Source organism: Fodinibius salicampi, from assembly GCF_039545095.1.
GTDB classification, from domain to species: domain Bacteria; phylum Bacteroidota; class Rhodothermia; order Balneolales; family Balneolaceae; genus Fodinibius; species Fodinibius salicampi.
In genome coordinates, this window is sequence record NZ_BAABRS010000002.1 from 581,833 (window position 1) to 595,250 (window position 13,418).

The following is a 13,418-nucleotide window of genomic DNA, read 5'->3' on the forward strand; positions in this document are numbered from 1 at the left end:
TGCAAACAACAGCCGCCACCACCCGATCATTTATCCAAATACGGCAGATTTAAAAGGCCCCCAGCTGTTGATAAATAATGGGAAACCGACGCATCTTTTCCTGGCTACACAGGGAGGGAAATATAAAACCTCATCCGGCTTTGTGTTCAAGATTGAACAAAATGAATAGCAGGAGAAAGAATTTCTTTTGCCACTCTATAAAAAAGATCAAATATAGGATTATGAATATTACAAGTAAGAAAATAGTTTTTTTCATTAAACTGGGATTCCTTATTCCGGTTTTATCAATGTGTTTTATTTTGGGCCTCTGGAATACGGCAGGTGCCCAGGAATCCATTGACCGGCATGCGTTGGTTAACCGTCATAATGTAGAAATTACTGAGTTTGATTCTTTGAACTCCCTCTCCGTTGGAAATGGAGAATTTGCTTTTACCGTGGGAGCTACTGGATTGCAATCTTTCCCAGAGTTCTATGAGAATGGAATGTCGTTGGGGACCCAATCTCAATGGGGCTGGCACAGCTTCCCTAATACCGGGAACTATACAATGGAAGATGTGGCTGAGTATTACACCACTGATGATGGCCGGGAGGTACCCTATGCTACCCAACACGATACCGGAAGAGCAGCGGAGGCCACGCACTGGCTGAGAACTAATCCGCAGCGGCTTCATTTAGGAATTGTGGGACTAGTACTGCTTAAGGAAAATGGCGAAGAAGCAGCTATATCAGATATAAAAAATGTCGATCAGAAACTGAATCTGTGGACAGGTAAAATACACAGCCGATATACGGTTGATGGGGAGCCGGTAGAGGTGGAGCTATACGGGCATCAGGACAGGGATCAGATATCCGTACGTATTCATTCCCCGCTCATCGAAGAAGAACGCCTGAAGGTGAAATTTAGATTTCCCTATGGAAGTGACTGCCATGTATGTCCTGGGTATGATTGGAGTAAACCGGAAAAGCATGAGACGCTGTTAACAAACAAATCTGAAAACAGGGTTTTTCTTCAGAGAAAACTGGATACAACGAGCTATGTAACTGATGTCAGTTGGGAAGCTAAGGCGCAAATAAATGAAGAGGAAAAGCATTTATTTCATTTGACGCCGGATGCGGGTGAAGATACTTTTGTATTCAGCGTATTATTTCGCCAAGAAAAATTTGAAGAGGCTCCGGATGGATTTGAGGCAACCCGCCAAAACAGCCAGCAGCAATGGGAGAAATTTTGGTCGGAAGGAGGAGCAATAGATTTCTCCGGTTCCACCGATCCCAGGGCCAATGAGCTGGAGCGAAGGGTCGTACTGTCCCAATACCTAACGAAGATCCAGACGAGCGGTTCTCTTCCCCCGCAAGAGACCGGTTTAACCATGAATAGCTGGTACGGAAAATTTCACTTAGAAATGCACTGGTGGCATGGGGTGCATTATTCTCTCTGGGATCGCACTCATTTACTGGAAAATAGTTTAGATTGGTATAGCAAAGCAATGTCAGGGGCACGGAAAACCGCCCAGTGGCAGGGTTATGAGGGAGTACGGTGGCAGAAGATGACCGGTCCGGGCGGTAGGAAAAGTCCCTCGGGTGTAGGAGAGGTATTAGTTTGGCAGCAGCCTCATCCCATATATTTTGCAGAGGAGATTTATCGTCAAAATCCTACACAGAAAGTTTTAGATGAATATAAGGAACGGGTCTTCGAGACTGCCGAATTTATGGCTTCTTTTGCAACCTACGATTCAACGGATGGCCATTACCATCTGACGCGTCCCATTAAACCTGCCCAAGAACTGTTTGAAACGATGAATACGAAAAACCCTCCTTTTGAGCTCGCATATTGGCATTATGGACTCTCTGTTGCCCAAAAATGGAAAGAGCGATTAGACCTGCCGATCAATAAAAAATGGCAAGAAGTTGCGAATAACCTTGCCCCGTTGCCCAAAAAGGACAATTTATATCTTCCAAATGCCCTTACTCCGGATGCCTATACAAACGACAAATACCGTCATGACCATCCAATGGTGGTGGGAGCGTATGGACTAATTCCCTCGGCAGAATTAGTGGATGAGCAGATCATGAAAAATACTTTCAATGAAATTGAAAACCATTGGATATGGGAAAGTACCTGGGGGTGGGATTATCCCATGATGGCAATGGCTGCCGCAAGGCTCAATATGCCGGAAAAAGCGGTGGACGCACTTTTTATGGATGTTCAAAAGAATACGTACTTAAAAAATGGCCATAATTATCAGGATGAACGTCTCAGACTTTATTTGCCGGGCAATGGCGGACTGCTAACGGCGGTGGCCATGATGGCGGCCGGATGGGAGGATGGTCCTGATATTGATACCCCTGGTTTCCCTGATAATGGGAAATGGGATATCAAGTGGGAAGGCCTGCGAAAAATGCAGTAAGTCTTCTTTCACTGGCAGTTTAGCTCCATTTTTTAATTTCTAAGAGACAGATAACTCGTTCACATCTTTTCCGTGGTGGGAAAGTTATATACCAGTTATGATCCTTGTTGAGTATAGACTGGACAGACCTGGTATTTATTTCTGATAGAACTTGTGATTAGAGTCTCAATAAAAAGGAGTATGTACAATATTTTGGATGTCTCTCAAAAAGATAGTTTCAGATAGCTAAATAAATACCAGTTTGCTACTTATAAAGTTGAGTAGCAAATAAGCACCTCATTCCTGATAGGAATACCCGGTATGGGGTGCTGTTATGTGGTGAACTCAGGATCTAATGTGTATATAGTTTTTAAATGAACTTTAACGTTACAGTTGATAACATTTATGAATCATGTGAATAGATACTTGATGTATTTTGGAGGGATACTCCTTACAATCAGCCTGTTTATGGCTAATTCGGTCGAGGCGCAAAACGCTAATGAAAGAAATATCCAGCTTCCTGTTCCAACAAATTCCGAATTACCGTCCCTCTATTTGATTGGGGATTCAACTGTTCGAAACGGATCTGGTGACGGGGCAAATGGACAATGGGGATGGGGAAGCGTTTTGTCCTCTTATTTTGATACTGACAGAGTAAATGTAGTAAATCGAGCATTAGGAGGGCGTAGCAGCCGAACATATATTACTCAGGGATACTGGAGTCAACAAAAAGAGTTGTTAAAACCCGGAGATGTAGTGCTAATTCAATTTGGACATAACGATGCCAGTCCCATTAACGACACAAGTCGTGCAAGAGGAGTTCTCGATGGTATTGGTGAAGAAAAAAAGGATATCTTTAATAAGTTAACCAAAAAGGTAGAAACCGTATATACCTATGGTTCTTATTTAAGAACCTATATTTCAGACATTAAGAACAAGGGAGCTACGCCAATCATCTGTTCGCTGGTGCCCACTAATGGGAAAGTGATAGATAAAGAAGACCAATTTGCGAAATGGGCGGAACAAGTGGCGGTGACTGAAGGAGTTCGCTTCCTCGATTTAAATAAAATAATAGCTCGCGAATATGAAAAAGTAGGACGGGATAAAGTTCAGGACTTTTTTGTTGATGACAACGTGCATACAACACGGGAAGGAGCTGAGTTTAGTGCAGAAATGGTTGTCGCGACTTTAAAAGGGCTAGAACAAAATCCGGTTGAGCCTTGGTTTTCTAAAAAAGCGGAAACTGTAGAAATGCGAAATAAAGATACCAAAGAGATGAACGGCCCGGTCGTGACCGGATACGGCGAAGGACGCTTTGAAGTTGGGGAACTTTTATATCGTGACGATTTTACAAACCCAGATGAATGGGTACCGCAAGTTGAAGAAACCGATGCGCAGACAGAACCACGCATAGATTTCTGGAATGGTTTTCTTGAGGTGGTAGTGCCCGGTCGGGGCGCAACTATTTGGAACCGAAATAAGTTCAGTGGTAATGTGGCTATTACATATAAAGTGAAAGCCCCCTCAACCTATGTGGAGGAATTGGGAATAGTAGTGCGGGATATCAATACGTTTTGGCATGCATCTGATCCGAATGTCCCAGACGATATTTTTAATCCCGATAAGTACACAGGAGCATTCAGTTCCTATCATAAACAACAGGGATATTACGCAAGTATGGGAGGCAGAGATAATACCACTACCCGCTTCAGGCGATACCCGCGCATTCGCAACGGGGAACCGGTTGAACATATCGCTTTATCGGAAAGAGATGGCCGCAAAAAGTTTCTGATCCGGCCGGACCACACCCATACTATTCAACTAGTTACTTATGACGATGTAATTCAATATATCGTAGATGGGAATGTATACTATGAAATACAGGAAGGAGACACTGTAACCGTTTTCCGGCCGGATGGCACACAGGAACAGGTGGTTTATACCCCGGAACGTTTTCCATCATATAATGAAGGATGGTTTGGCTTTCGCCTGGTAAATACCCATCATATTTATTCTGATTTTAGGGTTTGTCGTCTTGAATCAGTCGAGTAAATAGAATATTGGACCCAACAAAACTAAAGTTAAAAAAACCGGGATTGGAAACTAAATATCATTGGCTGGTTTATTCAGTCCGTTTCTAATAAATTTTAACAAGTAGGAACGGAATCTGTATGTCTCTATTATGTTTGAGCAGGTATGCAAATCTAGATATTAAGTGAGTACCCTTGTATCCGGATGAAAATGAATATGAGTGAGGTCTAGCAAGATAGGGTAGGTTAATTAACTGATTATGGAAGGAATGAATCGCATTAGGATTAAAGCAAATAACTACAGGGTTTAGGATTTATAAGCCCCTTTTACATTTAGGAATCTATAAAACTATTAATCATGCATAACTGGTTTAAAATGGGCAAATATATGGCCATAAGTTGTATAACTATTTTGGTTATGCTTATGATGGGCAGTGTTGGACTTGCTCAGGATTCGGTTGAATTACTTAAAAAAGAATTTAAAGATCCACCACAATCAGCCCAGCCACGAACCTTTTGGCATTGGACGAATGGGAATATAAATCGCGAGGGTATTGAAAAAGATTTAGAGTGGATGAAGCGGGTGGGTATTCAAGGGGTTCAGTTAGCCGACTTAGGTTTTGGGACAGGACAAAGCATTGAACAAAAGGTACCCTACGGAAGCCCGGAATGGCTTGATCATGTGCGTTTTGCTGCATCAAAAGCCGCTGAGTTAGGATTAGAAATGTCTATATTTAGTTCCCCGGGATGGAGCCTTGCCGGGGGTCCTTGGGTTAAGCCCAAGGAGGCGATGAAGAAAGTGGTTTGGAGTGATACCAGTATAACAGGCTCCCAGCTATTCAATACCAAATTGCCGGCTCCCCCCTCTAATAATGGTCCCTTTCAAAATATGTCGCCGGGTGGAAGCCAGGAAGAAACGTATTATCAGAATATTGCGACCTTTGCCTACCGCACATCCTCGACTGAAACAAAACTGAAGGAAACCCATCCGGAAGTTTCTGCAAATACAGGTCCGATAGACGGCAAAGCGCTGATGGATCACGATTACAATAGTGCCGTCATTATTACTACACCTGAAGGAGACAGTACGGCGTGGATAGAATTTGAGTTCGCTCAACCTTTTAGAGCCCGCGCCATTACAATTTCCGCCCGAGAGGGGGTCCCCTTTGGTCGTGTTGAGGCCAGTGACAATGGTAGTAGTTATCATACCATAGCAATGCTTCCGGGACCCCAAAATTATCGTGCCGGTAATGTACAAACATATTCTTTTCCTGAGACAACGGCGCGGTACTTTAGAGTCGAAATTACGGGAGCATCTATGAGCCCTGAAGAAGTAATGTCTCAGCCGAAACCAAAGCCTGATAGTGCCTATGCGCTTACAGAGGTCAGGCTAAGTTCAGATGCTTACGTTAATCGTTTTGAGGATAAAGCCGGTTACTACCGGTTTCTGTTCGACTATAAATCTTCTTCAATCCCGTCATTTGATTCATCAGCAGTTATCAAACAATCAGACATTATTAATCTGACGTCCAGAGTTGATGACAATGGCAGGCTGGAATGGCAGGTACCTGAAGGTAACTGGACGATTTTACGGATGGGATATTCTCTAACAGGTGCAAGAAACAGACCTCCCCGTCCCAATGGTTCGGGTTACGAAGTGGATAAGTTAAATCCGCAGTATGTCAAAAGCTATCTTCATGGTTATTTAGATCCTATTGCTGATACTTTGGGCTCGCTTTTTGGGAATAGTTTGAACCATGTGACTTTAGACAGCTGGGAAGCTGGAATGCAAAACTGGACGGGAGGTATGATAGAGGCGTTTCAGAAACGGTGCGGATATGATCCAAGGCCCTACTTACCGGTATTAGCAGGTCATGTCGTGGAAAGTTCGGAAATAAGTGACCGGTTTCTCTGGGATTTCAGGCGTACACTGGCAGATATGTTTGCCGAAAATTTCTATGGTGTGGTAACGGATTATTTGAATCAACGGGGATTAAAGACGTATGGAGAGGCCTCGGGTGTATCGTTGGAAATTCTGGAAGATGCCCTGCTGACCAAGAAGAATGTTGACATCCCGATGGGGGAGTTCTGGGTAAATGATCTTCATCCCCGCTCTATGTACTATGTTGATGTGCGGGGTGCGGCATCGGCCGCTCATGTATATGGTAAACCCTATGTGGCCACAGAATCTTTTACGGGAGGGGATTATGAGGCTCCTTATACACTGAAAAAAGTGGCCGATTATTGGTTTGCCCAGGGCGTAAATCGTATTGTCTTCCACAGTACTGCCCTGCAACCCCTGGACACAAAGCCCGGAAATACTATGGTAGGGACGCATATAAATCGAAACATAACTTGGGCAGAGCTGGCAGAACCTTTTACTTCATATTTGAGCAGAATATCATTTATGTTGCAACAGGGGCAATATATAGCAGATGTAGCTTATCTGTTGAAAGAAGGAGCCCCTTCAACAATGCCTTTCTGGGGGGATGGGCTTACACCGAAGTTACCTGATGGATACGATTATGACTATGTCAATACAGATATCCTGCTCAATTATATGTCTGTTGATTCCGGCGGACAGATTGTTCTGCCAAGTGGGATGAAGTACCGTGTGCTTGTATTACCGGAAACAAGTAAAATGACATTGCCTGTAATTCGAAAAATTCGTGAGTTAGCTGAGAAGGGCGCAACAGTTCTCGGACCCAAACCAGAAAAATCACCAAGCCTGAAGGGATATCCGGATACGGATCACGAAGTACAGGAACTTGCTGCCGAAATCTGGGGGGACCTTGATGGTATCAACCGAACGATAAACTATTATGGAGAGGGAATGGTTGTTTGGGGACTTTCGCTTTCCGATGTTTTACCAATGATTGAGGTCCAGAAGGATGTTGCATACGATCAACTTATTAACTCAAGCCTGGAATGGATTCACCGTCGTGTAGGCAATTCAGATATTTACTATGTGTCCAATAGCAATGATCATTCCCAGGAGGTAAATGTTCGGTTCCGTGTAAGTGGCAAGAAGGCAGAGATCTGGCATCCCGATGAAGGAACAATCGAGCCTGCAGAGTACCGGATGTCGAGTAGCTTTACGACCATTCCCCTAAATTTATCTGAACGTGAATCAGTCTTCGTAGTTTTTTCAGGGACAGCTTCCGATTCTTCATATAGCATTCCCGATAGCCAAATAGAATCGGTTACAACAATAGAGGGACCTTGGGAAGTTAGTTTTTCGCCTGATTTGGGGGCTCCCGAAAAAGTTCAATTTGACCAATTGGAGTCTTGGACCAAAAATGATAATGAGGGAATAAAGTATTTCTCTGGTACCGCTACTTATAAGCAGTCCTTTCAGAGCCAAGCGAGCTGGCTTAATTCAGAGGGAAAAGTGGTACTTGATCTTGGCAATGTTAAGGATATAGCTCAAATTTCGCTTAATGGTAAGCCACTGGACATACTATGGAAACCCCCGTATCAGATTAATATTACTGATGAGCTAGAACCAGACACTAATAATTTGGAAGTGAGCGTAACCAACCAATGGACAAATAGATTGATTGGAGATCAGTCTGCTCCTGATGGGAAGAAAATACTTTCTACGAGTATTCCCCGATTTGGCGCGCCACGTACCCTGAAAGATTCTGGACTGCTTGGACCCGTCACAATTAAGGTTTTGACAACAAAAAACCAACAAGATTATGAATAAATCAGGGATTGTATCTGAAATATGCAGGAAGCAGTGTAAGTGCTTTTATGCTCCGTTAACTCTTCTTTTGGTGGTATTGGTTTCTTATCCAGTAAAGGGCCAGGCACCTGACACAGTAGCGGGGATTCCGGTTAATTATGATGAGGAGAAAGTAGGTAAATACCAGCTTCCCGATCCGCTAAAGCTTGCTAATGGAGAGTCCGTAGATAATGCTGACACATGGTTTGAAAAACGACGTCCAGAGATTCTTGAACTGTTCAAGGAGTTCCAGTATGGGCATACACCCGGTCCTCTTGATGATTTGGATTATAACCTTTTTGACGATGGGACCCCGGCATATGATGGAACTGCTGTTCGCAAACAGGTTACAATATATTTTTCTGATGACAAAGAAGGTCCCAAAATGGATCTGTTAATTTATTTACCGGCCGATACAATGGACCCAGCACCGGTATTGTTAATGCCAGGTTTCTTTCCGAATTATAGCAGGGTAGATGATCCCGGTGTCAAGCGCGGACAAATATGGAACCGGGAAAATGAAAGAGCTCCTGCTCCTGGAGATAGTCCATTTGGAAAATTAGACGTTCCACTTCTTATTTCTAACGGCGTTGGGGTAGCCACAGTTTATTATGAAGATATTGAGCCGGATTTTGATGGGGGTTCTAAATATGGTGTTACAGGACTTTATCGGGAAGAAGGACAGGAAAAACGAAAATCGGATGAGTGGGGCGCTATTTCTGCCTGGGCATGGGGACTGAGCCGGGCAATGGATTATATTGAAAAGGATAAGAATATTGATTCAGATCGGGTAGCTCTGATGGGTATTTCACGACTTGGAAAAACCGTATTATGGACTGCTGCCCGGGATAAGCGTTTTGCTGCGGTCATTGCCAGTTGTTCAGGTGAGGGAGGGGCGGCTATAAGTCGTCGTGATTTTGGGGAGACCGTTGCTCATTTGACGGCACCTTCCCGCTATCCGTATCAGTTTGCTCCAAACTACCACGTGTTTGCTAAACATGTCAATCAGCTCCCAGTAGACGGCAATTTGCTACTTTCCCTTATTGCACCTCGTCCGGTGCTTCTGCAAACAGGAGATGAAGATCTATGGTCTGATCCGAAGGGCGAATTTCTGGCAGCCGTCGATGCCGGACGGGTTTACCGGTTATTGGGTAAACAGGGACTGGGTACTGATCAATGGCCTTCACCCGGGGAGCCGGTTTTGGGCACAATTAGTTATTACATGCATGATGGCGGCCATGGTACCATCCCTTCTGATTGGGATATATTCCTGAATTTTTTGCAGAAATATTTGTAGATAAGTATGTAAAAGAAGTAACCGCCTTAAATTGTTGAAATGTTATATATGGGGCATCAGCAGTCTCGAATTTTTTAATTCTAAATTAATTAGCAGTCAACATATATCGCTATGAATAATTGTCAACACTACTTTTTTGTCCTTGTTTTTTTCTTGATCTCCATGGCCATTCCTGTTGTGGGGCAGGCACAGGAATCGATAGGAACACTCCAGTCGGATATTGAACAAAAGGGTAATATTATAATGATGTCAGCTACTAACGCTGAAGTACAGCTTGAATTCTGTACCCCTTCAATGGTTCGTGTACGCAGTAGCTGGGATCGGGAATTCAATGAGGAAAAATCTTTGGGATTGATGGTTACAAAACATGATTGGCCACCGGTAGATATCCAATCGACAGAAGAGGAAGACTTTTTGGATTTTGAAACCGAATATCTAAAAGTCCGGGTTTATAAATCACCGTTACTTGTAGAATTCTATTCAGCTGACGGAAAGTTATTGTCGACCGAAAAATTTGATCAAGATGCCCGAGGAATAACCCAAGAAGATGAAGGTGTTTCGGTTCGGAAGAAACTATTTAGGGATGAGCAGTTCTTTGGCTTTGGCGAACGCATGGATTTTGTAAATCAGCGGGGCAAAAAGTTAAACCTAACTGTTGGTCGTGGTATCGGTCGACCTCATATTGTAGGAGCTTATAATATTCTGGAAGCGAATTACAGTCCGGTACCCTTTTTCATGAGTACTCGCGGCTATGGTATTTTCTTCAATACACCATACACGACCGAATGGGATATGGGGCATTCCAATCCGGATGCCTATTCCTTCAAAGCCGAGGGAGGCGAAATGGATTACTATTTCATGTACGGCCCTGATTTCCCCTCTATTTTAGATGATTATACTTCGGTTACCGGTAAATCTCCTCTCTTGCCAAAATTTACTCATGGTTTGCATGTAGGAACTTATAGTGGTGGTACCTGGGGCTATGAGGAGCATACATCTACCGATTATGTCGTTAATTTAGGACGTAAGTTCCGTGAAAAAGAAATTCCAGCCGACCTTTTACATCTGGATTCTACCTGGAGAATGTTTGGTGAGCATGGGGGAAGTGGTGCTACTACTTTTGAATGGCGCAAAACTTTTAACAATCCGGAAGCGATGTTCGACAGTCTCTATGCCATGGGATATGATATGGTTGGGGTCCACGTACGTCCTCGTTATGATAATGGTGAGAAATATAATTTGTTAGACCGTGCACGAGAAGAGGGAATGGTTTATCCGGAACCGAATAATTCTGGTGAGTTTGTCAACTTTTTTGATTCTACTGCCGTTGACTGGTGGTGGGAAAACGGAGCAATGAAGGTTGTTTCCCAGGGCGCAATGTTTTTTAAAACCGATGAAGGCAGTGCATTCGGACGAAAGGCCAATGAGAGTGATAAAACTGGTCCAACCGGAGAAGAAGCAGCTCGTTTACACAACCTGTTTCCGCTTGCATATGCCAAAGCCCCATTTGAGCGATTCAGTGATCACAACGAAATGCGTGGTTTTAACCTGACGCGCGAGGGCTATGCCGGTATTCAGCGCTATCCATATATTTGGGCGGGCGACTGGCCCAGCGAATGGCAATACTTTAAACCCGTTATTCGGGCCGGACTTAATATAGGGCTCTCCGGCGTTGGCTATTGGTCCCATAATATGGGAGGATTTGAACATGAGGCTGATCCGGAGCTTTATATCCGGTGGACCCAATTCGGATTGTTTAGTCCCATGGCTCACCTTTTTGGGATGGACCATCCCGGGTATAAAGAACCTTGGAATTACGGAGAGGAAGCCGAACGTATTTTTAAAAAGTATGACCGCATGCGGTATCGGTTTATTCCCTATATCTATAGTGAGGCTTATAAAATGCATAAAACCGGTATGCCTATAATGCGGGCACTGGTATTGGAATACCAAAATGATGAAAATGTATACGGCATTGATGATCAGTATCTGTTCGGCAGCAACCTGCTCATTGCTCCCGTTACTACTAAAGGTGCCCAAACCCGGGTGGTGTATCTACCCGAAGGTACCTGGTACGATTACTGGAATGGAGAATCCTATGAGGGTAAACAGTACTATAATATCGTAACCCCACTGGAAAAACTGCCGATTTTTGTGAAGGCCGGTGGTATCCTTCCAAAGCAAAGAGTTTTAAACCTGGGACAGGAAACTGCCGATACGCTTACCCTGGAAATTTTTCCGGATGGAGAGTCCTCTTATGAGATATACGATGATGATGGCAAGAGTAAAAATTATGAGGATGGAGAATATGCGATTACAGAAGTAACGGCCAACGATGATAGTGGGCAGACGGTGATCAAAATACAGGCGCCTCAGGGTGAATACCAAGTGCCGGAGCGTTCTTATAAGCTGAATGTTCACAGCGATACGGCGCCCCAATCTGTACAGGAAGGATCGAAACAGCTCAACTCCTTTTCTTCTGGATCTGAGTACGAAGAAAACCAGCAGCAAGCAGGATGGTATTTTGATGAAGAAGCAGGAGAGCTTCATATAAGGCTCTCAGAAAGTAGTGAAGAGGATATTACCGTAGTCGTCTCTAAATGACACAAGGGAATCATTTTATGAAATGCCATGCATCAATATCAATATTTTTCCTTATCGTTTCTGTTTTCTGCCTTTCGTGTTCCAGCGAGGTGCAGAAGCCCAATATTTTGGTTATCATCGCTGATGATGCGGGATGGAATGACGTAGGATACAACGGGTCTGAAATAGAAACACCCAATATTGATGCTCTGGCGCAGGGCGGCGTAAAGCTCAATCGTTTCTATGCCACTCCAACCTGTTCGCCATCCCGTGCAGCTTTCCTTACCGGGATACCAGCCAGTAGAATGGGGATAGTGGCCCCTATAAGTGGAAGGAGTGAAAAGGCATTGCCCGATTCTCTTATTACCCTTCCCCAGGCACTGAAGGAAGCTGGCTATGAGACGGCACTCATGGGTAAATGGCATTTGGGTCTCAAGCCTGAAAGTGGACCTATGGCCTATGGTTTTGATTATTCTTATGGATTTTTACATGGACAAATTGATCATTATGCCCATACCTACAAAAATGGAGATCAAAGCTGGCATCGAAACGGCAATTTTATTGAAGAAGAAGGTCATGCTACGGATTTGATTACTGAGGAAACAATTAACTGGCTGACCGAGAAAAGGAGTGCGGACAAAAGGTTTTTCCTGCAGGTGGCTTATAGTGCTCCCCATGTTCCATTGCAGGAGGAAGAGAAGTGGAAAGAAATGTACAACGGAGTTATCAGTGATACTTCTCGTCGACATTATGCCGCGGCTATGACCCATATGGATTTTGGAATTGGAAAGATTCTTGGGACCCTGAAAAAGGAAGAACTGGAGCAGAATACATTGGTACTTTTTATGAGCGACAACGGGGCACAAAAGGAATGGTATCCCGATCAGCAGTATGATGGGAAATATGGACCCAACCCGACGCTCGGAAGTAATAGTCCCTTGCGAGGCTGGAAAACCTCGAACTATGAAGGTGGAATCAGAGTCCCGACTGTTCTTTCTTGGAAAGGTCAGTTAGAGCAAGGAACGTTTGAAAATCCGGTAAGTATTACCGATTGGATGCCCACATTTTTAGAAATTGCTAACACGGAAAAGAGACCGGCACATGTTGAAGGAAAAAGCATTGCCAGCTTGCTTTATGGAGAAGAAAAACGGCAAAACCGTATGATTTATGTCAGGGGCCATCTGCAGGAAAGTCTCATAACCAGGAAGTGGAAACTTATTAGAACCAGACATGCAGAAGGAGAAACAGAGTATGAGTTATATCAGCTTGAGAAAGATCCCGAAGAAGAAAAAAATGTGATTACTGAATATACGGAAATAGTTTCTAAACTGAAGCAGAAGCTTGAGGAAGAGTTCCAAAAAGATGTGGATGAAGTGAACTACACCCTGGAATGACAA

The 13,418-nt window shown here is 43.8% G+C and carries 6 protein-coding genes; all 6 read left to right on the forward strand.

Annotated elements, in window-relative coordinates:
• Positions 1 to 221 precede the first annotated feature (221 nt).
• The 6 genes from ABEB05_RS10240 (at position 222) to ABEB05_RS10265 (ending at position 13,415) form a co-directional block, all read left to right on the forward strand.
• Positions 222 to 2,405: a hypothetical protein gene (locus tag ABEB05_RS10240; RefSeq protein ID WP_265789833.1), complete on the forward strand. Its 2,184-nt coding sequence runs from the start codon at positions 222 to 224 to the stop codon at positions 2,403 to 2,405.
• 447 nt (positions 2,406 to 2,852) lie between these two features.
• On the forward strand, positions 2,853 to 4,436 hold the full coding sequence (locus ABEB05_RS10245; protein ID WP_265789835.1) for a DUF6250 domain-containing protein: 1,584 nt from the start codon (positions 2,853 to 2,855) through the stop codon (positions 4,434 to 4,436).
• Between the two features lie 366 nt (positions 4,437 to 4,802).
• Positions 4,803 to 8,123: a glycosyl hydrolase gene (locus ABEB05_RS10250; RefSeq protein WP_265789836.1), complete on the forward strand. Its 3,321-nt coding sequence runs from the start codon at positions 4,803 to 4,805 to the stop codon at positions 8,121 to 8,123.
• Positions 8,116 to 9,438, forward strand: coding sequence for a glucuronyl esterase domain-containing protein (locus tag ABEB05_RS10255; protein ID WP_265789837.1), 1,323 nt, complete (start codon positions 8,116 to 8,118; stop codon positions 9,436 to 9,438). The genes ABEB05_RS10250 and ABEB05_RS10255 overlap by 8 nt, the downstream gene beginning before the upstream one ends.
• A gap of 111 nt (positions 9,439 to 9,549) precedes the next feature.
• Complete coding sequence (locus ABEB05_RS10260) at positions 9,550 to 12,042, forward strand: glycoside hydrolase family 31 protein (protein ID WP_265789838.1); 2,493 nt, start codon at positions 9,550 to 9,552, stop codon at positions 12,040 to 12,042.
• Positions 12,039 to 13,415 carry a sulfatase-like hydrolase/transferase gene (locus ABEB05_RS10265; RefSeq protein WP_265789841.1) on the forward strand — a complete coding sequence of 459 codons (1,377 nt, stop codon included), beginning with the start codon at positions 12,039 to 12,041 and terminating at the stop codon, positions 13,413 to 13,415. The genes ABEB05_RS10260 and ABEB05_RS10265 overlap by 4 nt, the downstream gene beginning before the upstream one ends.
• Positions 13,416 to 13,418 lie beyond the last annotated feature (3 nt).

Excerpts from the sequence above, each read along its gene's own strand:
- ABEB05_RS10245 (WP_265789835.1), top strand. The coding sequence starts at position 2,853 with ATGGCTAATTCGGTCGAGGCGCAAAACGCTAATGAAAGAAATATCCAG.
- ABEB05_RS10240 (WP_265789833.1), top strand. The coding sequence starts at position 222 with ATGAATATTACAAGTAAGAAAATAGTTTTTTTCATTAAACTGGGATTC.
- ABEB05_RS10260 (WP_265789838.1), top strand. The coding sequence starts at position 9,550 with ATGAATAATTGTCAACACTACTTTTTTGTCCTTGTTTTTTTCTTGATC.
- ABEB05_RS10250 (WP_265789836.1), top strand. The coding sequence starts at position 4,803 with ATGGCCATAAGTTGTATAACTATTTTGGTTATGCTTATGATGGGCAGT.
- ABEB05_RS10265 (WP_265789841.1), top strand. The coding sequence starts at position 12,039 with ATGACACAAGGGAATCATTTTATGAAATGCCATGCATCAATATCAATA.
- ABEB05_RS10255 (WP_265789837.1), top strand. The coding sequence starts at position 8,116 with ATGAATAAATCAGGGATTGTATCTGAAATATGCAGGAAGCAGTGTAAG.